Here is a 24,409-nt window from a genome sequence, read left to right on the forward strand (position 1 = left end):
GAAATGCGAAACCACCCTTGTTTCGACGTAGAAAAGAACCCCATGTACAAACGTGCCTGAACAACATAAGGCCTGCCCAACCCCTTCAAAGGCCGCCTCCCCGGCCCCCTGTGCGGTGCACAGCGACCTCACGAACAGGACGGACCCCGTGATTCAGACCATTGCCGACGCCCTTGCCGCCCAAGGCTACGATACTCTTACCCCCGTGCAGGAGGCCGTGACCGACCCCGCATTGGCCGACGCGGACCTGCTGGTCTCGGCGCAGACCGGCTCGGGCAAGACCGTGGGCTTCGGCCTTGCCATTGCACCCACCTTGCTGGGCGACCAGCCCCGCTTCGGCGCTGCCGGGGCACCGCTCGCCCTGATCATCGCGCCGACCCGCGAACTGGCCATGCAGGTGGCCCGCGAAATCACCTGGCTCTACGGTCAGGCGGGGGCCGTGGTCACCACCTGCGTGGGCGGCATGGACCAGCGCAGCGAACGCCGCGCCCTGGACCGTGGCGCGCATGTGGTCGTGGCCACCCCCGGGCGCCTGTGCGACCACATCAAGCGCGGCAACATCGACCTGTCCACCCTGCGCGCCGTGGTGCTGGACGAGGCTGACGAAATGCTCGACCTCGGCTTTCGCGAAGAGCTGGAGTTCATCCTCTCCGAAGCCCCCGAAGACCGCCGCACCCTGTTGTTCTCGGCCACGGTCCCGGCAGCCATCGCCAAACTGGCGCAATCCTACCAGAAGGACGCCCAGCGCATCAGCACCACCGGTGAGGCGCGCCAGCACGCGGACATCGAGTACCGCGCGCTGAACGTGCACCCCCGCGACACCGAAAACGCCATCATCAACGTGCTGCGGTTCTACGAAGCCAAGAATGCCATCGTCTTCTGCAACACCCGCGCCGCCGTGGCGCGGCTGACCACCAAATTCACCAACCGCGGCTTTTCCGTCGTGGCCCTGTCGGGCGAGTTGACGCAATCGGAACGCACCAATGCGCTGCAGGCCCTGCGCGACGGGCGCGCGCGGGTCTGTATCGCCACCGACGTGGCCGCACGCGGCATCGACCTGCCCAACCTCGAACTGGTGATCCATGCGGACCTGCCCAGCAACGCCGATACGCTGCTGCACCGCTCCGGCCGCACCGGGCGCGCGGGGCGCAAGGGGGTCTCCGCCCTGATCGTGCCGACCAAGATGAAGACCAAGGCCAACCGCCTGCTGGGCTGGGCCAAGCTCAAGGCCGAATGGGCCGCCGCCCCCTCCGCCGAAGAGGTCAACGCCGCCGACGAGGCACGCCTGCTTGCAGACCCGGCCTGGGAAGCACCCGTGCCGGAGGAGGCCGCCGATTTCGTCGCCAACCTGGTCGCGACCTACAGCGCCGAACAGCTTGCCACCGCTTTCGTCAACCTCTACCGCGCCCGCGCCTCCGCGCCCGAGGAACTGGCCGATCCGGGATCAAAGGACGACAGCAAGCGCCCGGCCTTCGGCCCCTCGGTCTGGTTCTCGGTCAGCCAGGGCCGCAACGACGGGGCAGAGCCCCGCACGCTGCTGCCGATGCTGTGCCGCGCCGGCGACCTGACCAAGGACGACATCGGCGCAATCCGCGTGCAGGCCAGCCACAGCTTTGTGGAGATCCTTGCCAGTTCCGCCCCCAAGTTCCTCAATGCCCTCGGCCCCGACCGCACGGCAGAGGAAGGCGCGGTGGTCACCCAGCTGGACAAGGCCCCGGACCTGCCCAAGGGCGGACCGGCATCGCGCGCGCCACGCGGACCAAAGCCCGGCGGCCCCAAGCCGCAGCGCAAACCCGCCTATGATCCCGACGCGCCGTCACACAGCCGCGAACCCCGCGCCCCCCGCGATGCAGCGCCCATGGCAGAGACACGCGCGGAAAAGCCCAAATTCGACAAACCGAAGTTTGACAAACCAAGGGGCGACAAACCAAGGGCTGACAAACCAAAGGCCGACCGGCCGAAATTCGACAAGCCCAAAGCGCCCAAGGGCGAACGCCCGCCAAAGTCGCACAAGACCGAACGCAGCCCGATGAAGCCCGGTGCCGCGCCGAAGCCCAAGGCAGACGGCTCGCCCCCCAAGGCGAAACCCGTGTGGAAGAAGGACGGGCCAAAGTCTGATGCACCGCGCCGGGCTGCCCCGGCGGGCGACGGCAAACCGGCCACGAAAACCTATCAACGCGCGGGCGACCCCTCGAAACGCTTCACCCCGCCGCACAAGATGGGCAAACCCGGCGCCAAACCCGCGCGCGGCAAACCCGCAGGCGGCAAGGGCGGTTTCAAGCCGAAGTAAGACGCCCGGGGCAAGGACCCGGAGTTTTCAAAAACTCCGGCCCGATTTTTTCGAAAAAATCGGCGCGTCCAGCGCCGGAGGGATAACCCGCAGGGGTTATCCCTTTCCTTTCCAGGGCACCAGGAACCGCTCAGCCGCCCGCATCAGCATGTCGATGCCAAAACCGATGACGCCGATCAGGATGATCCCCATGATCACGATATCGGTGTTCTGGAACTTGGATGCGGTCATGATCATCATGCCTGCCCCCTGCTCCGCCGCAACCAGTTCCGCCGCCACAACCGTGCCCCAGCAAACCCCCATGGCGACACGCGCCCCGGTGAATATTTCAGGCAGCGAATTGGGGATGATGACATAGCGCATCACCTGCCATTTGCTGGCCCCCAGCGAATAGGCCGCATGCACCTTGGAAATCTTGACGCCCGACACGCCGGAGCGTGCCGCAATTGCCATGATCCATAGCGCCGCGAGGAACAGCAGGATGATCTTGCCCGCCTCGCCGATGCCGGCCCAGATGATCACCAGCGGGATCAGCGCGAGGGGCGGCACCGGGCGCATGAACTCCACGATCGGGTCGAACCAGCCTCTGAACCAGTTGCTCAGCCCCATCGCATAGCCCAGCGGAATCCCCACGACAGCGCCCAGCAGGAACCCCAGAATCACCCGGAACAGCGAATAGCCCAGATGTTCCAACAGCGTGAAATTGCGGAACCCGTCGCGCATGATCTGAAGCGTTCTGCTCCAGACCACTTCGGGGGCGGGCAGGTACAAAGGCTCCATCTGCCAGCCGCGCGCGGGCTGGAAATTGGGTGTCCCCTTGTCCGAGAGGGTCACGGTGCCATCCGCCGTCTGAACCGTCCCCCCGGGGGCGATCTTCTGACCGTTGATGGCAATCACCTCGGCCCCGTCGCTCTTTTTCAGCGCGTCGTTGGCATCGACGCGGATCAACCCGCTGCGCCATTGCGCAATGGCGATGGAATCGTCCTTGGCAAAGCCCTCTCCCGGCGGCACCTCGGGCGCCTCCGCCGGCGCGCCGCGCGGATGAACCACCACAGTCACCGTGGCATCGTCAGGCGCCTGCCCGGGCGCCTGGGCGGTATAGGTAAAGGTGGTTGTCCCCACAAAGGCACCCGGTGCATGCAGGAAGGAGGGCAGCAGGCTGGACCCGGTAAAGACCCCCCACATCACAAAGATCGTCAGGATCGACACCACACCGGCAACCCGGTTTGGCCGCACGGCACTTTCATCCCCGAAGGTCACTGTTTTCAACGAGGTATAATCCTGCGCCGTCTTCTGCAGCACGCGGGTCACGACAAAGGCGCTGACGACAAAGATGGCAACATAGATCGCGAGGAAGAACAGACCGGTCATGCCGCGTCCTCCTTGGTGCCCATGATCTCCTCTTCCATGTCCCAGATCATGTTGAGTATCTCTTCGCGGCGCGGCCCGAATTCAGGATGTTTCTTGACCTCCCGCAGGTCCGCATTCACGCCCAGCTCAGCAAAGGGCAGGCGGTATTCCTTGTGAATACGCCCCGGCCGGGGGGCCATCACGATCAGCCGCTCACCCAGCAGCAACGCCTCCTCGACCGAATGGGTGATCAGGATGATGGTCTTGCCGGTCTCTTTCCAAAGTTTGAGCACAAGGCTCTGCATCTTCTCGCGGGTCAGCGCATCCAGCGCGCCCAGCGGTTCGTCCATCAGGATGACGTCAGGGTCATTGGCGAGGCACCGCGCCAGCGCCACACGCTGCTGCATCCCGCCCGACAGTTCGTAAACCGCCTTTTCCTTGAAATCCTGCAGGCCCACCACATCCAGCAGGCGATTCACCGTCTCGGCCTTGTCGTTCTTGGGCATGCCTTTCATCGAGGGGCCAAAGCCCACATTCTCCCGCACCGACATCCACTCGAACAGCGCCCCTTGCTGAAACACCATGCCGCGTTCCGCATCCGGGCCGGTGATCTGGTGGCCGTTCAGGGTCATCTTGCCGCCGGTGGGGGCCAGGAACCCGGCCACGATGTTCAACAGGGTGGTCTTGCCGCATCCCGACGGGCCAAGCACGCTCAACAATTCGCCGGCCTTGAGGTCCAGCGTCACGTTCTGCAGGGCCTGCACATGGCCGCCCCCCGGCAGATCAAAACGCATGGAGAGATTGTCGATGGAAAGTCCGCTCATCATTTCGGCTTTCTGCCCGGGGGGCAATGGGGCGGGTGGACCCGCCTCAGTTTCGTTAGGTCGCCAGATCATCGGGACCGGTGCAGAGAAATCCGCACCGGCCCCGAACCATCACGAACCGCTGTCCATCATCTCCTTGGCCGCTGTCAGCGGCACGGTGTTGACGGCACCTTCATAGCTGTCCAGCGCCGAATCGATGGAGCCCGCCGCGACAAAGACCTCGGCCACACCTTTCATGAAGGTCGCCGCATTGCCGCCCAGCCAACGCTCGGAAAGCTGATCTTCCACGGTGGGGAACTTGAAGGTTGCAATCGCCGACCGCGCCGCTTCCAGGTCCATGCCGGATTGCTCCGCGATCTGGGCCAGCATCTCGTCACTGGGGTCGGCCGCCCATTGCGCATTGGCCTCGGCAGAGACTTTCAGGAACTTGGCCAGTTCCTCGCCGTTTTCCGCCGCATAGGACGCAGGCACGGAGGTCACGTCAAACACCAGGATGCCCAGTTCTTCCTTTTCATCGCCGGTCAGCAGAACGTTGCCATATTCCTTCATCCGCGTCAGGCCACCGCCATAGCCGCAGGCGAAATCGACCGCGCCCTGGCTCAGCGCAGCGGCACCTTCCGGCGGTGCCATGTCGACGATCTGCAGGCTGTCAAGCGACACGCCGAAGTGGTCCATCTGGCGCAGGAAGCCATAATGCGCCGCCGTGCCCAATGGCACGGCAACCTTCTTGCCCGCCAGTTCGGAGGCGCTGTCCTTGTCGATCTCCAGATCGGCCTTCACCACGCAATTGTCATTGTCGGAATAGGACACGGCCACATCGACCACCTGGATGTCCTGCCCGCCCGAGACCGCCACGACGAAGGGCGGCACACCCTGGCTGATTGAAATCTGCACGTCGCCCGAAGCCATGGCGGCGGACATCGCGGTGCCGGTCTCGAAAGAGACCCAGTTGATCTTCTTGCCCAGCGCTTCCTCATAGGCACCCGAAGCCTTGGCCGCCAGCAACGGCATCGGCCATTCGAGAAAATAGGCGACGGTGATCTCGCCGGAATGGGCATCCGCCAATGCGGCCTGACCGGTCAGGGCCATCACGGCGCCGGCGACAAAACTGGTGGTGGTTTTCTTGATCATTGTAATCTCCCTTTGATCTTATTTACGGACATTGGCTGCCCGTTATTGGGTCGTATCGTCTCAATTTGTAATGCCAAGTTGGGCGTTATCCTGCGCGAAAATGCAAGGGACGCCGCGCTCACCTTCAAATTTCTGCCTTGTTTTCTCGTTTGTTCCGGTTTTCGCACGACCGCTGACTGATGTTTGGGCAGAGCCAAGGGGACATTTCAGCAAACCCGATTTCGCCATTCGGAACATCGAAATCCGCTCTGACCTGGTTCCCGATCCTGTGAGCGATCACGCCGCGAACAAACGTCCAACCGGCGGCAGTGCATGAGTCCAGATGGCACAACCTGTCGCACGCGACCGCCGGATTTGACCTCGGGTGCCACACCTCCTAACCTGATCTCATTCAACAGAACTGCTCCGCAGATTGAAAGGCCAGAAAAATGGTCATATTTTCCAACAACAGCTATCACCAGTTCAGTGACTGGATCCCAGGCGGGCACCAGCTGGTGTCAGACCCCGATACGCCCGATCAGTTCATGTTCCTGCCAACGATCGAGGGGGAACGGGCGATCCGGGTCGTCGGAACAGATCTGGTTTTCGATGATGCCGGATGGCCGATTTCAGGGACCGTCACCCAAATTGACTATCTGGAGGCCGATCTTTCCACCGTCGCCTCGAACATGACAGGCATGAATTGGGATGCGGCAGAGGTCGCACAAGCGCTGGATGACGCACTTACCCTGACAGGCGATGCGCGCTTCGCCGGGCTCGTGGACCTGCTGCGGGTTGAGGATATCGTTCTGAACGCCTCGATGGGCTACATGAGATATCAAGGGACGCTTTACGACTACCTCCCCGACCCACAGTCCATCACGATCATGGGTGGCATGTACGGCGAAATAATCTGGGGCTATCAGACCGGCACGGTGATCTACGGCAACGGTGGCGTCGACAGGCTTGATGGCTTTAACGGCAACGACACGCTCTACGGCGGTGCCAACAACGACTACCTGCGCGGGTTCAGCGGGGACGACGTGCTTTTCGGCGGTCACTGGCGTGACAACCTTCAGGGCGGAAGTGGCAACGACATCCTGCACGGCGGAAATGACCATGACCAGTTGAGCGGCGGTTCCGGGAATGACCGGTTGCATGGTGGTGCCGGCAATGACTTTCTGACAGGCGATTTCGGCTTTGACACCCTATATGGCGGCACGGGCAACGACACCCTGCGTGGCGGGGGCAACGCCGATTGGCTTTTTGGTGAGGATGGTAATGACGTCCTCGAAGGATCCGTCGGTTCTGACCGCCTGTACGGTGGCACCGGCGAGGACAGCATCGAGGGGCTCGGTTCTGACGACGCGCTGTTCGGCCAGCAGGGCAACGATCTGTTGTCCGGGAACGACGGTAACGACCGCATATTTGGCGGCACCGGTCACGATACGTTGGAAGGCAATGACGGGAACGATTTTCTTTCCGGCGATGCAGGGTTCGACAGGCTTGACGGAGGGCTTGGGAACGACAGCCTGATCGGCGGATACAATGCCGACACCTTTATCTTTGCAGATGGTTTCGGGCAGGACACTATCGCCGATTTCGAGGCTCTGAACCCTTTCGAGCGCATCGACCTCAGTGGCGTAACAGCCATCACCAATTTCGCGGATCTGCACGACAACCACCTGTTCCAGATCGGTGCGGACGTGGTGATCGACACCGGCGACGGCAGTACCATCACCCTCACCGGCACCGACCTCAGCGACCTGGACGCCTCGGATTTCATCTTCTGACCTCTGCCCCATTAGACACGCCCAAATTCTGGCGCTACGAATGGGGCAGGTCTGGCCCTACTTGATTCTGCCCGCAACCCTCAGACAGTTGGACAGACGGGGCCAGTTGTGCCCTGAATTCACCCGCTCTCCCAGCGAAGAAAGGTCCGATCCATGGATGGCAATTTCAACGAGAACGATATTTCCCGCGTGGTGGAATCCGACCGCGCGCATATCTGGCACCACCTGAGCCAGCACAAGCCCTACGAGACCACCGATCCCCGCATCATTGTCGAAGGCAAGGGCATGCGCGTCTGGGACCAGAAGGGCAAGGAACACCTCGATGCCGTTTCCGGCGGCGTCTGGACAGTCAACGTCGGCTACGGCCGCGAGCGTATCGCCAATGCCGTGCGCGACCAGCTGATCAAGCTCAACTACTTCGCAGGCTCTGCAGGCTCCATCCCCGGCTCCAACTTTGCCGAGATGCTGATCGACAAGATGCCCGGCATGAGCCGCGTCTATTATTGCAACTCGGGGTCAGAGGCGAACGAGAAGGGCTTCAAGATGGTCCGCCAGATCGCGCACAAGCGTTACGGCGGCAAGAAGCACAAGATCCTCTACCGCGACCGCGACTACCACGGCACCACCATCGGCGCGCTGTCGGCGGGCGGTCAGGACGAACGCAATGCGCAATACGGCCCCTTCACCCCCGGCTTTGTCCGGGTGCCGCATTGCCTGGAATACCGCAGCTTCGAACAGGACGGCGCACCGCAGGAAAACTATGGCGTCTGGGCCGCTGACCAGATCGAAAAGGTGATCCTGGCCGAGGGGCCCGATACCGTCGGCGGCCTGTGCCTTGAACCCGTGACCGCCGGCGGCGGTGTCATCACGCCCCCGGAGGGCTATTGGGAACGTGTCCAGGAAATCTGCCGCAAATACGACATCCTGCTGCACATCGACGAGGTTGTCTGCGGCGTGGGCCGCACCGGCACCTGGTTCGGCTACCAGAACTACGGCATCCAGCCGGACATGGTGACAATGGCAAAGGGGGTCGCCTCCGGCTACGCCGCCATCGCCTGCCTTGTCACCACCGAAGAGGTGTTCAACATGTTCAAGGACGATGCCGCCGACCCGCTGAACTACTTCCGCGACATCTCCACCTTCGGGGGCTGCACCGCCGGGCCGACCGCCGGCATCGAGAACATGAAGATCATCGAAGACGAGAACCTGCTGCAGAACACCACCGAGATGGGCCATTACATGCTGGACCAGCTGCAGGCGCTGGCCGACAAACATGCTGTCATCGGTCAGGTCCGCGGCAAGGGCCTGTTCCTGGGCGCAGAGCTTGTCACTGATCGCAACAGCCGCGAACCCGTCGCTGAAAAGCTGGTGCAGCAGGTGGTGGGCGATTGCATGGGACAGGGTGTCATCATCGGCGCCACCAACCGCTCCCTGCCGGGCAAGAACAACACGCTGTGCTTCTCGCCCGCGCTGATCGCGAAAAAGGACGACATCGACCAGATCGTCGAAGCGGTGGACGGGGCGCTGGGCCGCGTCTTCGCCTGAACGTCCGGGCGCTCAGCGCTTTCTTGCCAATAGAAACAGAGGCCGGGCTTGACCCGGCCTTTGATTTATCCGACCCACGCCATGTCTTGCCCGAACAAGATACGCGACCCTGCCAGATGGCTGATCTCCGCCGATAAACCGGTCGGTTAAAAATTTGTCTGAACTTTTCTGGAACGGATCGCGTTAACCCACGAACAACAATTCGGGAGACCAAAATGAAAAAGCTTCTTATCGCCATCCCCATGATTGCCGCACTTGCAGCCTGTGAACCGGGCGGTCCAAATCAGGGCGCCCTGACCGGTGCCGCTCTTGGTGCCGCGACAGGCGCTGCCGTTTCCGGCGGTGACGACCGTGTGGCTGGCGCGCTGATCGGCGGTGCCGTTGGTGCCGCTGCCGGGAACTACATCGGCAAGACCCAGACGGGCACCTGTGTTTACCAGCGTCCCGATGGCTCGCGCTATTCGGCGGCCTGCCCGTAAGACTGAACATCCCTCCAAGGATTGGTTGGGCTTCGCCGCAAGGCGGGGCCCTTCTTCATTTCGGCCCTTATTGACTCCGATGCGTGCTGGTGGGCCGAGATCATGGCACGCTGATCCGCGCTGTCGGTCGCGGGACAGGTGCCCGTCGATCCAGCCCGATCCACTTTTCGGTCAGGCTTCCCCGCAGCCATGCGTCCTCCATGCCGTTCTGCAGCCGCTTCAGGCTCTGGACCCATTTCGGTATGCGCATCCATTCGCCGGATTATGGTGGCGGCAAGGATGGCGCGCTTAGCTGAACAAACAGAGGATGCACCCTGCGGTGCATCGCCCGTGTACGGCTTGTGTCGGCCAATTCCCTTCGATCAATGGAAATGAACGAAACCAAAAGTCTCATTTATTGATTTACACGCGCTGAACGACCAGATAGACTCCCCCTGCAAGGCAATTCCATTTCGCATACCGATATCTCCAGATTGATTGCCCGTTAGGTCCAATCTAAGGTAACGTCATGGCCCTTCCCGTCGAAACCTTCTTTCTGCGCCCCGGCACACAGGGAACACTGCAGCAGCAGATCCAGCAAATGATCGCGCAGGGCATCCTGTCGGGCCGGTTCCGGCCCGGCGAAAAGCTGCCCTCCACCCGCAGGCTGGCCGCACATCTCGGCGTCAGCCGGATCACCGTCACCATCGCCTACACCGAACTGCTGGCAAACGACTACCTGACCTCCAAGGGCCGGTCCGGCTACTTCGTGTCGGGCAACGCCCCCACCCCGCCCAGCTTTGCCCCGGCGGCGGAACGGAAAGATGCGGTCGACTGGTCGCGCGCCATCGGCCAGAAGTTCAGCGGCGGCGCCACCGTGTCGAAACCGCAGGATTGGGCAAAGTTCCGCTATCCTTTCATTTATGGTCAGGCCGACCCGACCCTGTTTGACCATGCCAACTGGCGGCTTTGCGCCCTGCAGGCCCTGGGCCAGCGCGACTTTTCGGCCCTGACCACCGATTACTTTGACCGCGACGACCCGCAGTTGATCGAATTCATCGCAAGACACACCCTGCCGCGCAGGGGCATCAACGCCCGGCCCGAACAGATCCTGATCACCCTGGGTGCGCAGAACGCCCTCTGGCTGACCACCCAGGTGCTGCTGACCCAACGCAGACGCGCCGCCGTCGAAGATCCCTGCTATCCCGCGCTGCGCGACATCCTGACCCAATCGCGCTGCCATATGACACCCGTCCGTGTCGATGCCGATGGCATCCCGCCCGATGCGATCCCCCCCGACACGGATGTCATCTTTACCACTCCCAGCCATCAATGCCCGACCAATGCCACCATGCCGATGGAGCGCCGCCATGCCCTGCTGGCCCGCGCCGGAGAGATGAATGCCCTGATTGTCGAGGACGACTACGAGTTCGAGATGTCCTTTCTCAAACCACCCTCGCCGGCGCTTAAATCTCTCGATAGCGATGGCCGGGTGATCTATGTCGGCAGTTTTTCCAAGTCGCTGTTTCCGGGGCTGCGTCTTGGCTATCTCGTGGGGTCCGAGCCTTTCATCAAGGAAGCCCGCGCGCTGCGCGCCTCCGTCCTGCGGCACCCGCCGGGACATATCCAGCGCACCGCCGCCTATTTCCTGTCACTGGGCCATTACGATGCCCTGATCCGGCGCATGGGCAGCGCCCTGCAGGACCGGCGCGCGGTCATGGAAAAGGCCCTGTCAGAGCACGACCTGCGCATCTCCGGGCGCGGCTATTACGGCGGTTCCTCCTTTTGGATGCGCGCGCCCGACGGGGTCGATACCGACGTGATGGCCCGCAGGCTGCACCAGCAGAACGTGCTGATCGAACCGGGCCGCCCCTTCTTTACCGGCGCGCATCAACCATCGAACTACTACCGTCTGGCCTATTCCTCGATCCCCGCCGCCCGCATCCCGGAGGGCCTGGCCCTGGTTGCACAGGCAATCCGGGAGTTTTCCTGAAGTGGCCTTAGGCGCCTGTTCTTTTTGGCCCTAACAGTAGGGGATATAGCCGCCTAGGGTGGGCCAAACGCCCGGGAATCGCGCGACTCACGAAATATTAAGGATCATCTGCGATGAAAATGACGACCGAAGAAGCATTCGTAAAAGTCCTCCAACGTCACGGCATCGACAATGCCTTTGGCATTATCGGGTCAGCGATGATGCCAATCTCTGACCTGTTTCCGCAGGCGGGTATCATGTTCTGGGACTGCGCCCATGAAGGGTCGGCCGGGATGATGGCCGATGGCTTCACCCGGGCGACCGGCAAGATGTCGATGATGATCGCGCAGAACGGGCCCGGCATCACCAATTTCGTGACCGCCGTAAAAACTGCCTACTGGAACCACACGCCGCTGTTGCTGGTCACGCCACAGGCCGCGAACAAGACCATCGGCCAGGGTGGCTTCCAGGAAGTCGAACAGATGAAACTGTTCGAGGATATGGTCGCCTATCAGGAAGAGGTCCGCGACCCGACCCGCGTGGCCGAGGTGCTGACCCGCGTCATCGCCAAGGCCAAGCGCCTGTCCGGTCCCGCACAGCTGAACATACCGCGCGATTTCTGGACCCAGGTGGTGGACATCGAGATCCCCGAACCGATGGAATTCGAACATTCCCCGGGCGGCGAAGGCTCCGTCACCGCGGCGGCCAAACTGCTGAGCGGGGCCCGGAATCCTGTGATCCTCAATGGCGCCGGCGTGGTCCTCTCCGAAGGCGGCATTGACGCGGCCAAGGCGCTGGCCGAGCGGCTGGATGCCCCGGTCTGTGTCGGCTACCAGCACAATGACGCCTTCCCCGGCTCGCACCCGCTGTTTGCAGGCCCGCTGGGCTACAACGGGTCCAAAGCGGGCATGGAGCTGATCAAGGATGCCGATGTGGTTCTCTGCCTCGGCACCCGGCTCAACCCCTTCTCGACCCTGCCGGGCTATGGCATGGAATACTGGCCCAAGGACGCCAGGATCATCCAGGTGGACATCAACGCCGACCGGATCGGCCTGACCAAGAAGGTCACGGTGGGCATCGTGGGGGACGCGGCCAAGGTGGCCAGGGGCATCCTGAACCAGCTGTCCGACGATGCGGGCGACGCCGGCCGCGCAGACCGCAAGGCAAAGATCGCCAAGGCGAAATCCACCTGGGCGCAGCAATTGTCCTCGATGGACCACGAAGAGGACGATCCCGGCACCACATGGAACGAACGCGCCCGCAAGGACAAGCCGGACTGGATGTCGCCCCGCATGGCATGGCGTGCGATCCAGTCTGCGCTGCCGCGCGAGGCGATCATCAGCTCGGACATCGGCAACAATTGCGCCATTGGCAATGCCTATCCCGATTTCGACGCGGGCCGGAAATACCTCGCACCCGGTCTCTTTGGCCCCTGCGGCTATGGCCTGCCCGCCATCGTGGGTGCCAAGATCGGCCAGCCTGATGTGCCCGTCGTGGGTTTTGCGGGTGACGGTGCTTTTGGCATCGCGGTCAATGAGTTGACGGCAATCGGACGTGGCGAATGGCCGGCGGTGACGCAGATCGTCTTCCGCAACTACCAATGGGGTGCGGAAAAGCGGAACTCGACCCTGTGGTTCGACGACAACTTCGTCGGCACCGAGCTGGACACCAAGGTGTCCTATGCGGGCATCGCCCAGGCCTGCGGTCTGCAGGGTGTTGTGGCGCGCACGATGGATGAACTGACGGCGGCCCTGAAACAGGCGATCGACGACCAGATGAACCACGGAAAGACCACGCTGATCGAAGCCATGATCAACCAGGAGCTGGGAGAACCCTTCCGCCGCGACGCGATGAAAAAGCCGGTCAGTGTTGCGGGCATCTCGAAGTCCGACATGCGGCCGCAGTCGGTCTGATCTGTGCCGGGGCCGATACTCGTCCTCAATGCGGGATCCTCGTCGATCAAATGCGCGCTTTTCGGCGCGCGTTTCCGCGAGATGCTGCGGGTCGAGGCAACGGGGATCGGTGCCCGGGGAGAATTGAAAGTCAGCGGTGCCGCACCGCGCGCCCTGTCCCTGCCGGACAATGCCGCCGCGCTGCGCGCGGTGGCGGATGCGCTGGCGGCGGAAGGTGCAGCGCTGGACCGGCTCGCGCTGGTGGCGCATCGCGTGGTGCATGGCGGGGATGAATTCACCGCCCCGGCGCACATCACCGACAAGGTCCGCGCGGGCATTGAGGCCTGCATCCCGCTGGCGCCGCTGCATAACCCGCATCACCTGGCCGCCATCGACTGGATCGCGCAGACCGCCCCGTCGCTGCCGCAGGTGGCCAGCTTCGACACCGCCTTTCACGCCACTGTGCCCGAGGTCGCCCGGCGATACGCTCTGCCCGATCTGCCCGCCACGCGCGGGCTGCGGCGCTACGGGTTTCATGGCAACAGCTATGCCGCGCTTACCCGTGCCCTGCCGGAGATGACGGGCGCGCCGCTGCCCGCGCGGTTGTTGGCATTACATCTGGGCAACGGTGCCTCGCTCTGCGCGATCCGCGAGGGCAAGTCTGTGGCCACCACCATGGGTTATTCGCCCCTGGGCGGGCTCACCATGGGCACCCGCGTCGGCGTGATCGACCCCGGCGCGGTGCTGGAACTGGTCTCCCGCGTCGGGCTGCCGCAGGCCGATCAGATCCTCAGCGCGCAGAGCGGGTTGCTGGGGCTGTCGGGCTTCAGCGGCGACATGCGTGAACTGGCTGCCGGTGACACGCCTCGGGCCGCCTTCGCCCGCGATCACTTTGCCTATTGGGCCGCACGTCAGGCCGGGTCGATGTTCGCGGCCATGGGCGGCTGCGACGCCATCGCCTTTACCGGCGGCATCGGCGAGAACGACGCGGACATCCGCACCCGCATCACCGACCTGCTGCGCTGGGCCGGGGACCTGCCTGTCCATGTTGTCCCCGCCGCCGAAGAGGCGCATATCGCCATGCAGGCCGCGCAGCTGACCGGCATCGACACCGCCGATGCCTGATCCCTGGTTCCCCCTGCCTCTCACCCCGGTCGAGGTGGCGCTGCTGCTTGGCATCACCTTCGCCGCCGGTCTCGTGCGGGGGTTTGCGGGCTTTGCCCTGTCGGCGCTGGTGATGGCGGCTGCGGCCAGTTTCATCGCGCCGATCCTGTTGATCCCGATCCTGTGGTTTCAGGAAATGGCGGCCAGCCTGCTGATGGCACGCGGCGGCTGGCAGTCCGCGAACCGAACCCGCGCGGGTCTGCTGGTTGCAGGCAACTGGATCGGCTGGCCCCTGGGCCTCTGGCTGACCGTAAGCCTGCCCGCCACCGCGTCTGGCCGCATCGCATTGGGCATGATCCTTGTGCTGGCCGCCCTGCAGATGCTCAAGGTCAACATCCCCGCCCTCGCCACCCGTGGCGGCACGCTCGTTGCCGGGGTGCTGGCCGGTATCGTCTCTGGCGTGGCACATGTGGGCGGGATGGTGGTCGCGCTCTATGTGCTCAGCCAGAACGATACGGCGCGGACCATGCGCGGCACCCTGGTGCTTTACCTCTTTGTCGGCTCACTTGGATCGTTGATATACCTTCTGGCTTTTGGCGTGATGACCCTTGCGTCAGCACAGGCTGCCATGTTCCTATTGCCGGTGACATTGCTTGGCGTCTGGCTCGGTACCAGGCTCTTTAATCCGAGGTGGGAACCCTACTACAAACCCTTATGTCTCAGCCTTCTGATCGGCTTGGCGATGCTCTCGCTGATCCGCAGCCTTATCTGACTCCCAAAAAAGGACCCGAGTGATGAACCAGCCCAAGCTGAACCTGAGCCCGAAAGTGTCAGATGAGGTGCGCAAGACGACCTGCTACATGTGCGCCTGCCGCTGCGGGATCAATGTTCACCTCAAGGAGGGCAAGGTCGCCTATATCGAGGGCAACCGCGACCATCCCGTGAACAAGGGTGTGCTTTGCGCCAAGGGGTCGGCAGGGATCATGCAGCACAATGCCCCCTCGCGCCTGCGTGCGCCGCTGAAACGTGTCGGGCCCAGAGGATCGGGCGAGTTCGAGGAAATAAGCTGGGAGGAGGCCTATCAGATCGCCGCCGATTGGCTGGGGCCCATCCGCGAGTCAAATCCCGAGAAACTGGCCTTCTTCACCGGCCGCGACCAATCGCAGAGCTTCACCAGCCTCTGGGCACAGGCCTTTGGCACACCGAATTATGCGGCACACGGTGGGTTCTGTTCGGTCAACATGGCCGCCGCGGGCATATACACCATGGGCGGCGCCTTCTGGGAATTCGGCCAGCCCGACTGGGACCATACCAAGCTGTTCATGCTGTTCGGCGTGGCGGAGGACCACGACAGCAACCCGATCAAGATGGGGATCGGCAAGATCAAGGGGCGCGGTGCGCGGGTCATCGGGGTCAATCCCATCCGGACCGGCTATAACGCCGTGGCAGACGATTGGGTCGGGATCACCCCGGGCACCGACGGGCTGTTCATCCTGTCGATGATCCATTGCCTGATGAAGGCGGGCAAGATCGACCTGCATTACCTCGCGCAATACACCGATGCCCCGGTTCTGGTGAACGGTGATGAAAAGTCGCCGGAGTTCGGGCTCTACCTGCGCGATGAGGATGGCAAGCAACTGGTCATGGACCGTGTGACCAAGAAGCTGACACCCTATGACCAGCCCGGTGTGAAGCCGGACCTGTCCGCCACCTACCGTGCAAAGGGCGTGACCCACCGGCCCGTGTTCCACAAGATGGCCGAAATGTACCTGAGCGAGGACTACGCCCCCGAGGCCGTCGCAGAGCGTTGCGGCCTGCCTGCAAACCGCATCCGCGCCATCGCATCGGAACTTGCCCGCGTCGCCTTTGAAGAGGCGTTCGAGCTGGACCACAAATGGACCGACTTCCGGGGCGAGACCCATGACACGATGATCGGCCGCCCGGTCAGTTTCCATGCGATGCGCGGGATCTCGGCCCATGCCAACGGCTTCCAGACCTGCCGCGCGCTGCATGTGCTGCAGATCATCCTCGGCACGGTCGAGGTGCCTGGCGGTTTCCGTTTCAAACCGCCCTACCCCAAGCCCGCGACCGCACATCCCAAGCCCCATGTCGGCATGACGCCGGGGGGGCCGCTGAACGGCCCGCACCTCGGCTTTGTCCATGGCCCCGACGATCTGGCGCTGAAGGAAGACGGCACACCCGCCCGCATCGACAAGGCGTTCACCTGGGAAAACCCCATGTCCTCTCACGGGCTGATGCATATGGTGATCTCGAACGCCCATGCGGGCGATCCCTACAAGATCGACACGCTGTTCATGTATATGGCGAACATGTCGTGGAACTCCTCGATGAACACCGGCGGCGTGATGCAGATGCTGACCGACAAGGACGAGAACGACAATTACGTCATCCCGCATATCATCTACTCGGATGCCTATAGTTCGGAGATGGTGGCCTATGCCGACCTGATCCTGCCCGACACCACCTATCTGGAACGGCATGACTGCATTTCCCTGCTGGATCGCCCGATCTGCGAGGCGGACGCCGCCGCCGACGCGATCCGCTGGCCGGTGGTGGAGCCGGACCGCAATGTGAAGGGCTTCCAGTCCGCGCTTTGCGATCTGGGGGCGAAGCTGGGCCTGCCCGGCTTCGTGAACGAAGATGGCAGCCAGAAATACGCCGATTATGCGGATTACATCACCAACCACGAACGCCGCCCCGGCATCGGCCCGCTGGCGGGCTGGCGGATGGGGGCAAACGGCCTGCAACACGGGCGCGGCGGACCGAACGAAGGGCAGCTTGACAGCTACATCAGGAACGGCGGCTTTTTTGCCGAACACATCCCCGATGGTGCAAATTACTACAAACCCTGGAACAGGGCCTATCAGGACTGGGCGGTCAAACTGGGCCTCTACGACAGCCCGCAACCCTATCTGTTCTCGCTCTACGTGGAACCGATGCGCAAGTTCCAGCTTGCAGCCGAGGGCCATGGCGACCGCCAGCCGCCTGAACATCTGCGCGAGCGGATCAAGGCGACGATGTCACCCCTGCCGATCTGGTACGAGACCGACCAGCAGGGCAACGAGGGTTTCACCATCAATGCCCTCACCCAGCGGCCGATGGCAATGTATCACTCCTGGGGCAGTCAGAACGCCTGGCTGCGTCAGCTGCACGGCCACAACCCGCTGTATCTGCCGACCAAGCTGATGCGCCAGCATGACCTGTCCGATGGCGACTGGGCGCGGGTCAGCTCGCCACATGGTGAAATCACCGTGCCGGTGATGGAGATGGCTGCGCTGAACGAGAATACCGTCTGGACCTGGAACGCCATCGGCAAGCGCAAGGGAGCCTGGGCGCTGGACAAGGCTGCACCGGAGGCGACCAAAGGCTTCCTGCTGAACCATCTGATCCATGAATTGCTGCCGCCCAAGGCGGACGGGATGCGTTGGGCCAACTCCGATCCGATCACGGGTCAGGCGGCCTGGTTCGACCTGAAAGTGCGCATCGAAAAGGCCGAAGCGCCCAGGGAAGCACGGCCCGAATACCCGCCACTCAAGTCACCGGTTCCCCAGGGCCCGGAAAACCTGGCATGGAAGGTTGGCAAATGATCCCCTCTCTTTTTGGCCTTAAATATTCCCGGGGTCCGGGGCAGCGCCCCGGTGCCACACCGACAACGGAGCGCATCAGATGACCACTCTCCCACCCTCCACCGAAAAGAAGCTGGGCCTTGTCATCGACCTCGATACCTGCGTCGGCTGTCATGCCTGCGTGATCTCCTGCAAGGGCTGGAACACGGAAAACTACGGCGCGCCGCTCAGTGACCAGGATGCCTATGGCGGCAACCCCTCCGGCACCTTCCTGAACCGGGTGCACAGCTACGAGGTGCAACCCGAGGAGGGCCATGCGCAGCTGATCCACTTCCCCAAGTCCTGCCTGCATTGCGAGGATGCGCCCTGCGTCACCGTCTGCCCGACGGGTGCCAGCTACAAACGGGTCGAAGACGGGATCGTGCTGGTCAATGAGTCCGATTGCATCGGTTGCGGGCTGTGTGCCTGGGCCTGCCCCTATGGCGCGCGCGAGATGGACATGGAAGAGAAGGTGATGAAAAAATGCACCCTCTGCGTGGACCGTATCTACAACGAAAACCTGCCGGAGGTGGACCGCATCCCATCCTGTGTGCGCACCTGCCCCGCAGGGGCGCGGCACTTCGGCGACCTGGGCGACCCCGACAGCGATGTCAGCCAGTTGGTCGCAGAACGTGGCGGCGTGGACCTGATGCCAGAACAGGGCACCAGACCCGTCAATAAGTATCTGCCGCCACGGCCAAAGGATAGGTTGCCGGAAATCGACGTGCTGGCCCCCTTCCTGGAACCGGTGGCGCAGGAGCCCGGCGGTTTCCTGGGCTGGCTCGACAAGGCACTGGAGAAACTCTGATGCATCCCGCACCTTCCGTCATCGCATTTTCGACCTTCTCCGGCCTGGGGTTCGGCCTGTTGTTCTGGCTGGGCTTCGGTGTCCCCGCGGTCAGCGGCTGGTCCGCCTTTGCCTTCTTCACCATCGCATACCTGCTGGCCGTGGGCGGTCTGATCTCTTCGACCTTCCACCTTGGCCACCCGGAACGGGCGCTCAAGGCCTTCACGCAATGGCGCTCCAGCTGGCTGAGCCGTGAAGGCCTCTGCGCCGTTGCAGCCCTGATCGTGATGGCGATCTATGGCGCGGGGCTGGTGTTCTTTGACGCCGCCTGGCAGCCCCTCGGGATTCTGGGGGCGCTGCTGTCGCTTGGCACGGTGTTCACCACGGCCATGATCTATACCCAGCTCAAGACGGTGCCGCGCTGGCACCAGCCGTTGACCCCTTTCTATTTCCTGTCTCTCAGCCTCGCCGGGGGTGCCCTGCTTGCCGGTCAGATCACCTGGGCGGTGGTCCTGCTGATCGCCGCAGGCGCGGTCCAGATCGCCACATGGCTGCTGGGTGACAAGGCGCTGAAGCAATCGGGGACCGATATCGCAAGCGCCACACAACTGGGCGGCATCGGCAAGGTCCGCGCCTTTGAGCCACCGCACACCGGCACCAATTATCTGCTGCGTGAATTTGTCTTTCAGATCGGCCGCAAGCACGCGCAAAAGTTGCGGGTGATTTCATTCGGCCTGATGATCGTGCTTCCGGTGCTGTTGTTGCTGCTGCCCTTCAGCCACCTGCTGGCGGTGGTCGCCGTGCTGGTGCATGTGGCAGGCGTGCTGGCCTCGCGCTGGCTGTTCTTTGCAGAGGCAGAACATGTGGTCGGTCTCTACTACGGCAAACGCTGAGCCTGCCCCTGGATGGGTCAGCCGTTCAGGGGAAGCCGCCGCTCCACCACCCGCCCCATGATCGAGGCGCCCAGGGGCAGGACAGATGTATCCAGCACATAGCCCGGATTATGCAGCCCGGCGGTGCCCGCATGGCCCTGGGTGCAACACAGCGTCCCCGGCGCGCGTGGCGACGGTGGGCAGAATGTCCATGTCAGAAACTCCGGTCAGGCGAGGGTTTGCCCAACCCTGCGCCTGCTTTCGGAGGATGTGTCGCGCGGGCTACCCTGCGCCGATGGAGCCTAGTTCAACAGCCCTGCATGGCGCAGACCGGCATCGACCAGTTTCTTGGTCTCATCGGACAGGCTCGTCAGCGGCAGGCGCACTTCTTCGCTGCACAGATCAAGCCGTGACATGGCGTATTTCACGCCAACCAGCCCAGGCTCGGTGAACACGGCAGAGTGCAGCGGCATCAGGCGATCCTGAATTTCCAGGGCCGTGGCATAATCGCCCTTGGCACAGGCCGCCTGCATCTGGCTGAGCAGCCGGGGCGCGACATTGGCCGTGACCGAGATACAGCCGACGCCGCCCTGGGCGTTGAAACCATGTGCGGTGGGATCTTCACCGGAGAGCTGGATGAAATCCTTGCCACAGGTGATGCGCTGGGCGCTGACACGGGCCAGATCGCCGGTCGCATCCTTGACGCCCACGATGCGCGGCAGCTTGGCCAGTTCGCCCATCGTCGCCGGTGTCATGTCGATGACCGACCGGGGGGGGATATTGTAGATGATGATCGGCAGTTCGCAGCAATCATGGATCGCCGTGAAATGTGCAATCAACCCCCGCTGGGTCGGCTTGTTGTAATAGGGCGTGACCACCAGAATGGCGTCTGCGCCCACCGCCTCGGCATGTCGCGCAAGCCGGATGCTTTCAAGCGTGTTGTTCGAACCGGCACCGGCGATCACCGGGATACGGCCCGCCGCCGCCTTAACAACCTCTTCGACCACCTGTTCGTGTTCGCGGTGCGTCAGGGTCGGGGATTCGCCGGTGGTGCCCACCGGGACAAGGCCGTTCGACCCTTCGCCGATGTGCCATTCCACAAGTTTCTTCAATGTCCCCAAATCCAGCTCGCCGTTCCTGAACGGCGTGACGAGGGCAGGCAGTGAGCCTTTGAACATTTGCACGCTCCTTTTGTGCTGGCCGGCGGGTTGCCGGACTGGAATACATTGGCAGGCACAGCCAAGTGATTTGAACTCACCTCAGCATGCCATATGTTGCAAGCCTCTAGCCCCTGACCCATGGAAACTCAAGCGATGACACGACTTCTGACTGCGCTGATGCTGGTTTGCACTGTCGCCTTCGCGGCTGAGGCCGAGCAACGCCCGCGCCCGCTGGGCTGGGCGATGGACGCCATGCGCAACGGCAATTGGGAAACAGCCGCGATGATCGCCGCCCGCGACGGCGAAGTCGCGGCAGATGTGATCGAATGGCACCGCCTGCGCGCGGGCCGCGGCACCTATGCCGAGGTCCGGGATTTCCTGGCGCGCCGGTCCGACTGGCCCGGCGAAGATTATCTGCGCCGGCAGAGCGAAGATGCCGTTATCGACGCGGGCAATGAAGCCATCCTGGCCTTTTTCAAGAATGTAGCACCGCAGACACCGCGCGGCGTCCTGGCCCATGCGGCGGCCCTGACCGCGGCGGGAAACCTGGGTGATGCTCAGGCTGACCTGGTTCTGGCATGGCGGACGATGCCGATGAATGCGACATCACAGGCACTGTTCCTGAAAGACCATGCCGAGCTGCTGAAACCCCACCATGCCGCCCGGCTGGAGGCGATGCTCTGGGACCGCGCACATGCCGAGGCGCGGCAGATGTTCGACCTTGTGGGCAAGGAGGACATAGCGCTGGCCGAAACCCGCATCGCCCTGCAACAGCTGCAAGGCAACGTGAACGCGATGATCGACGCCCTGCCCGCCTCCAAAAAGGCCGACGCCGGGTTGCAGCATGACCGTTTCGAATGGCGCCTCCGCAAGAACCTGGTGGATGACGCCAGGGATCTGATGCTGGAACGCTCGACATCCGCCGAAGCCCTGGGCCGACCCGACAAATGGGGCAACCGGCGCCGCGCGCTGGCGCGGGAGGAGATGCGCACCGGCGACCCCAAGGTCGCCTATCGCATGGCCTCCCGGCATTTCCTGCTGCCGGGGTCGGACTATGCCGATCTGGAATGGCTGTCCGGCTATATCGCACTGCGTTTTCTCAAGGATCCGGAAACCGCCCTGAAACACTTCAGCAACCATGACAGCGCCGTCGAATCACCAATCTCGCAGGGGCGGGCAGGCTACTGGCAGGGCCGGGCGCTTGAGGCGATGGGCGACAGCGAAGGGGCCGCCAAGGCCTATGCCATGGGGGCAAAGTTCCAGACCGCCTTTTACGGGCTGCTTGCGGCGGAGCGTGGCGGCCTGCCCTTCGACACCAGCCTTGCGGGGCCTGAACCGGAACAGGATTGGCGCAGCTCGGCGCTGGCCAAAGCCCCCCTGTTCGAAGCGGGCCTGCTGCTTCAGGCGTCGGGAGAATTGAGCCTGGCGGAACGTTTCTGGACCCATCTTGCCGATCAGCTTGTCGAAGAGGACCTGCATCTGCTGGGGCAGGCGGCGATTGACATCGGCCAGCCGCATCTGGCGGTGATGATCGGCAAGCGCGCCGCGCAGCGGGGTCTGACCATCGCAGCGCCCTATTACCCGCTGCATTCGCTGATCGAGATGGATCTGCCCATGGCCCCGGAAATGACCCTGTCTATCGCCCGCCGGGAAAGCGAATTCGACCCGGTGGTGCAAAGCGCAGTGGGCGCGCGGGGCCTGATGCAGATCATGCCTGCAACGGGCCGCGACATCGCGCGCGACCTTGGCATCAGCAGCCTGCACACCACCGACAGGCTGATCGCCGACCCGGATTACAATGCGCGGCTGGGGGCGACCTATCTCAGCCAGATGGCAGGGCGGTTCGACGGGAACGTGGTGATGATGTCGGCCGCCTATAATGCGGGGCCGGCGCGACCGCCGCGCTGGATGGCGCTTTACGGCGATCCGCGAAAAGGCGAGATCGACATCGTCGACTGGATCGAAATGGTGCCGTTCCGCGAAACCCAGAACTACATCATGCGTGTCACGGAAAGCCTGCCGACCTACCGAGCAAGGCTGGGCAAGGATCCGCTGCCCGTGCCCTTCTCAGAGGAGCTGACCGGGTCGACGCTTCAGGCGTTCGCGCCAAAAGGTGAATAGCCCCGCCGCCACGATGATGGCGGCCCCCAGAACCACGTTTGCCCGCACGGTTTCGCCAAAGAAGCTCAACCCGATGACAGCGGCAAAGGCGAGCTGGAAATAGGCAAAGGGCTGCACCGCGCTGGCTTCGGCCACCTCGTAGACGCGGATCAGCAGCCAGTGGCCGGAAATGCCCGTCACGCAGAGACAGGCCATGATCAGCCAGTCGGAACCGACCATCGGTTCCCAGAACCAGACACCTGCGAGGGTCATGGTGATGGCCCCCGTGACCCCGGTCCAGAAGAAGCTGGTGGCCGTTGAATCCTTCTTGGCGACATATCGGGTCAGCAGGCCATAGACCGCGAACATGGCAGCCGCCAGCAGGGGGATCAGCGCGGCAGGGTCAAAGACGCTCATCCCCGGTTGCAGGATGATCAGCACGCCGACAAACCCGACCGCAATGGCCGCCCAACGCCGCCAGCCGACACTTTCCCCCAGGATCGGCCCCGACAGCGCCGCCACCAGCAAAGGATAGCAGGTAAAGACCGCATGGCTTTCGACCAGCCCCAGAATGGTGAAGGCAAAAACCATGACGCAAATCTCGGTGGCCAGCAGAAAACCGCGAATACCCTGCACGATCGGCTGCGAGGTCCGGGCCGCCGCACGCACACCGCCTGCCTTGCGCCCCGCAATCGCGATCACGAAGGCTGCGAAGAACCAGTAGCGGATCATGACCACCATCAACACGTTGTATTCCGATGCCAGATGCCGCGACAGGCCATCCTGAACCGCAAAGACAAATGTCGTCGCGACCATCAGGCCAATGCCCAGCGGTGTATTGTTGCCCTGACTCACCCTGCTATCCTTGCCCGTGTCATGTGCCGCTTGCGGCCAAATCCCTGTACCCGCTGCACCTCAAATCCTGCCGCCGCCAAACCGCGCCGCACATCGCCCGCCGCCGTATAGGTCGCCGCCGTCCCCTGTGGTGCGGTATGTGCTGCAACCTCGGCCATCAGCTCCGGCGACCAAAGTTCGGGGTTCTTGGCCGGGGCGAAACCGTCAAGGAACCATGCATCGGCGCGTCCGGTCCATGCGGGCAGCGTGGCACGCGCATCGCCAAGGATCACGTTCAGCCGCAAACCCGGTAGATCGAACGATCCGCCGGTCCCGGTCCAGGCCGCTGCCAGCGCATCGCGCTTGCCGTCGAATGAAGGGAAAGCACGATGCGCGCGGGCCATGTCATCGGACGACAGGGGGAAGGCTTCGAAGCTGGTGAAATGCAGCGTTGCCCCCGGCATCGCGGTGGCGAAAGCATCCCAAGCGACCAACAGGTTCAGACCGGTGCCGAAACCCAATTCGCCGATGGCAAATGCATCGCGGAACCGCGCAGGCAGGTCATTGCCGGTCAGAAACACATGGCGTGTCTCGGCGATCCCGTCGTCCAGGCTGAAGAACGGGTCGTCGAAACGGGTGGAGACGGGGATATTGCCGTCGCGCCAGGTGATCGGATCGGACTGCTGCTGCAT

Annotated in this window: 19 protein-coding genes; 12 read left to right on the plus strand and 7 right to left on the minus strand. The window is 63.2% G+C overall.

Annotation, left to right across the window (positions count from 1 at the left end; all coding sequences use genetic code 11):
* The first annotated feature begins 148 nt into the window (after positions 1–148).
* The gene (locus O4H53_RS18010) at positions 149–2,290 is read left to right on the plus strand and encodes a DEAD/DEAH box helicase (protein WP_269366001.1); all 2,142 of its coding nucleotides are present in this window, start codon (positions 149–151) and stop codon (positions 2,288–2,290) included.
* Positions 2,291–2,386: 96 nt separating this feature from the next.
* Here the strand turns inward: O4H53_RS18010 and O4H53_RS18015 are convergent, their stop codons facing one another.
* From O4H53_RS18015 to O4H53_RS18025, 3 genes are all read right to left on the minus strand, one after another.
* Positions 2,387–3,661, minus strand: a complete 1,275-nt coding sequence (locus O4H53_RS18015; RefSeq protein ID WP_269366002.1) for an ABC transporter permease — start codon at positions 3,659–3,661, stop codon at positions 2,387–2,389.
* Entirely contained in the window at positions 3,658–4,464 is an 807-nt protein-coding gene (locus O4H53_RS18020) for a taurine ABC transporter ATP-binding protein (protein ID WP_269366003.1), read from the minus strand. The genes O4H53_RS18015 and O4H53_RS18020 overlap by 4 nt, the downstream gene beginning before the upstream one ends.
* Before the next feature lie 111 nt (positions 4,465–4,575).
* The gene (locus tag O4H53_RS18025) at positions 4,576–5,595 is read right to left on the minus strand and encodes a taurine ABC transporter substrate-binding protein (protein WP_269366004.1); all 1,020 of its coding nucleotides are present in this window, start codon (positions 5,593–5,595) and stop codon (positions 4,576–4,578) included.
* Between the two features lie 428 nt (positions 5,596–6,023).
* On the opposite strand from O4H53_RS18025, the gene O4H53_RS18030 reads away from it, so the two are divergent.
* From O4H53_RS18030 to O4H53_RS18040, 3 genes are all read left to right on the plus strand, one after another.
* Positions 6,024–7,367, plus strand: a complete 1,344-nt coding sequence (locus tag O4H53_RS18030) for a calcium-binding protein (protein WP_269366005.1) — start codon at positions 6,024–6,026, stop codon at positions 7,365–7,367.
* A gap of 153 nt (positions 7,368–7,520) precedes the next feature.
* On the plus strand, positions 7,521–8,912 hold the full coding sequence (locus O4H53_RS18035; RefSeq protein WP_269366006.1) for an aminotransferase family protein: 1,392 nt from the start codon (positions 7,521–7,523) through the stop codon (positions 8,910–8,912).
* Positions 8,913–9,127: 215 nt separating this feature from the next.
* Entirely contained in the window at positions 9,128–9,391 is a 264-nt protein-coding gene (locus O4H53_RS18040) for a glycine zipper 2TM domain-containing protein (RefSeq protein WP_269366007.1), read from the plus strand.
* 100 nt (positions 9,392–9,491) lie between these two features.
* Here the strand turns inward: O4H53_RS18040 and O4H53_RS18045 are convergent, their stop codons facing one another.
* A complete protein-coding gene (locus tag O4H53_RS18045) occupies positions 9,492–9,641 on the minus strand; it encodes a hypothetical protein (protein WP_269366008.1) in 150 nt (49 codons plus the stop codon).
* A 258-nt stretch (positions 9,642–9,899) separates the two neighbouring features.
* Here O4H53_RS18045 and pdxR point away from each other — a divergent pair, with 258 nt between their 5' ends.
* The 7 genes from pdxR to O4H53_RS18080 all read left to right on the plus strand — a co-directional run bounded on the left by pdxR (position 9,900) and on the right by O4H53_RS18080 (position 19,644).
* Positions 9,900–11,363, plus strand: a complete 1,464-nt coding sequence (pdxR, locus tag O4H53_RS18050; RefSeq protein WP_269366009.1) for a MocR-like pyridoxine biosynthesis transcription factor PdxR — start codon at positions 9,900–9,902, stop codon at positions 11,361–11,363.
* A gap of 113 nt (positions 11,364–11,476) precedes the next feature.
* The gene (gene xsc / locus O4H53_RS18055) at positions 11,477–13,255 is read left to right on the plus strand and encodes a sulfoacetaldehyde acetyltransferase (protein ID WP_269366010.1); all 1,779 of its coding nucleotides are present in this window, start codon (positions 11,477–11,479) and stop codon (positions 13,253–13,255) included.
* Positions 13,256–13,258: 3 nt separating this feature from the next.
* Positions 13,259–14,359 (plus strand): acetate/propionate family kinase, encoded by a 1,101-nt coding sequence (locus O4H53_RS18060; RefSeq protein WP_269366011.1) that lies wholly within the window; start codon positions 13,259–13,261, stop codon positions 14,357–14,359.
* Positions 14,352–15,110 carry a sulfite exporter TauE/SafE family protein gene (locus O4H53_RS18065; RefSeq protein WP_269366012.1) on the plus strand — a complete coding sequence of 253 codons (759 nt, stop codon included), beginning with the start codon at positions 14,352–14,354 and terminating at the stop codon, positions 15,108–15,110. Before O4H53_RS18060 ends, O4H53_RS18065 begins: the two co-directional genes overlap by 8 nt.
* Positions 15,111–15,132: 22 nt before the next feature.
* Entirely contained in the window at positions 15,133–17,946 is a 2,814-nt protein-coding gene (locus tag O4H53_RS18070) for a molybdopterin oxidoreductase family protein (protein ID WP_269366013.1), read from the plus strand.
* 79 nt (positions 17,947–18,025) lie between these two features.
* On the plus strand, positions 18,026–18,772 hold the full coding sequence (locus O4H53_RS18075; RefSeq protein WP_269366015.1) for a 4Fe-4S dicluster domain-containing protein: 747 nt from the start codon (positions 18,026–18,028) through the stop codon (positions 18,770–18,772).
* Positions 18,772–19,644 (plus strand): dimethyl sulfoxide reductase anchor subunit family protein, encoded by an 873-nt coding sequence (locus O4H53_RS18080; RefSeq protein WP_269366017.1) that lies wholly within the window; start codon positions 18,772–18,774, stop codon positions 19,642–19,644. The genes O4H53_RS18075 and O4H53_RS18080 overlap by 1 nt, the downstream gene beginning before the upstream one ends.
* Before the next feature lie 281 nt (positions 19,645–19,925).
* Here the strand turns inward: O4H53_RS18080 and dapA are convergent, their stop codons facing one another.
* On the minus strand, positions 19,926–20,801 hold the full coding sequence (gene dapA / locus O4H53_RS18085; RefSeq protein ID WP_269366019.1) for a 4-hydroxy-tetrahydrodipicolinate synthase: 876 nt from the start codon (positions 20,799–20,801) through the stop codon (positions 19,926–19,928).
* A 135-nt stretch (positions 20,802–20,936) separates the two neighbouring features.
* Here dapA and O4H53_RS18090 point away from each other — a divergent pair, with 135 nt between their 5' ends.
* Positions 20,937–22,904 (plus strand): lytic transglycosylase domain-containing protein, encoded by a 1,968-nt coding sequence (locus O4H53_RS18090; protein ID WP_269366021.1) that lies wholly within the window; start codon positions 20,937–20,939, stop codon positions 22,902–22,904.
* Here O4H53_RS18090 and O4H53_RS18095 read toward each other — a convergent pair.
* Both O4H53_RS18095 and mnmD read right to left on the minus strand, forming a co-directional pair.
* Complete coding sequence (locus O4H53_RS18095; protein ID WP_269366023.1) at positions 22,851–23,738, minus strand: DMT family transporter; 888 nt, start codon at positions 23,736–23,738, stop codon at positions 22,851–22,853. The genes O4H53_RS18090 and O4H53_RS18095 overlap by 54 nt on opposite strands.
* Entirely contained in the window at positions 23,735–24,409 is a 675-nt protein-coding gene (gene mnmD, locus O4H53_RS18100) for a tRNA (5-methylaminomethyl-2-thiouridine)(34)-methyltransferase MnmD (protein ID WP_269366139.1), read from the minus strand. Before mnmD ends, O4H53_RS18095 begins: the two co-directional genes overlap by 4 nt.

The organism is Sulfitobacter sp. G21635-S1 (genome assembly GCF_027213915.1).
GTDB lineage: Bacteria > Pseudomonadota > Alphaproteobacteria > Rhodobacterales > Rhodobacteraceae > Sulfitobacter.

Excerpts from the sequence above, each read along its gene's own strand:
- O4H53_RS18045 (WP_269366008.1), bottom strand. The coding sequence starts at position 9,641 with ATGCGCATACCGAAATGGGTCCAGAGCCTGAAGCGGCTGCAGAACGGC.
- O4H53_RS18030 (WP_269366005.1), top strand. The coding sequence starts at position 6,024 with ATGGTCATATTTTCCAACAACAGCTATCACCAGTTCAGTGACTGGATC.
- O4H53_RS18070 (WP_269366013.1), top strand. The coding sequence starts at position 15,133 with ATGAACCAGCCCAAGCTGAACCTGAGCCCGAAAGTGTCAGATGAGGTG.
- O4H53_RS18025 (WP_269366004.1), bottom strand. The coding sequence starts at position 5,595 with ATGATCAAGAAAACCACCACCAGTTTTGTCGCCGGCGCCGTGATGGCC.
- O4H53_RS18020 (WP_269366003.1), bottom strand. The coding sequence starts at position 4,464 with ATGAGCGGACTTTCCATCGACAATCTCTCCATGCGTTTTGATCTGCCG.
- O4H53_RS18065 (WP_269366012.1), top strand. The coding sequence starts at position 14,352 with ATGCCTGATCCCTGGTTCCCCCTGCCTCTCACCCCGGTCGAGGTGGCG.
- O4H53_RS18090 (WP_269366021.1), top strand. The coding sequence starts at position 20,937 with ATGACACGACTTCTGACTGCGCTGATGCTGGTTTGCACTGTCGCCTTC.
- xsc (WP_269366010.1), top strand. The coding sequence starts at position 11,477 with ATGAAAATGACGACCGAAGAAGCATTCGTAAAAGTCCTCCAACGTCAC.
- mnmD (WP_269366139.1), bottom strand. The coding sequence starts at position 24,409 with ATGCAGCAGCAGTCCGATCCGATCACCTGGCGCGACGGCAATATCCCC.
- dapA (WP_269366019.1), bottom strand. The coding sequence starts at position 20,801 with ATGTTCAAAGGCTCACTGCCTGCCCTCGTCACGCCGTTCAGGAACGGC.
- pdxR (WP_269366009.1), top strand. The coding sequence starts at position 9,900 with ATGGCCCTTCCCGTCGAAACCTTCTTTCTGCGCCCCGGCACACAGGGA.
- O4H53_RS18040 (WP_269366007.1), top strand. The coding sequence starts at position 9,128 with ATGAAAAAGCTTCTTATCGCCATCCCCATGATTGCCGCACTTGCAGCC.
- O4H53_RS18080 (WP_269366017.1), top strand. The coding sequence starts at position 18,772 with ATGCATCCCGCACCTTCCGTCATCGCATTTTCGACCTTCTCCGGCCTG.
- O4H53_RS18015 (WP_269366002.1), bottom strand. The coding sequence starts at position 3,661 with ATGACCGGTCTGTTCTTCCTCGCGATCTATGTTGCCATCTTTGTCGTC.
- O4H53_RS18075 (WP_269366015.1), top strand. The coding sequence starts at position 18,026 with ATGACCACTCTCCCACCCTCCACCGAAAAGAAGCTGGGCCTTGTCATC.
- O4H53_RS18035 (WP_269366006.1), top strand. The coding sequence starts at position 7,521 with ATGGATGGCAATTTCAACGAGAACGATATTTCCCGCGTGGTGGAATCC.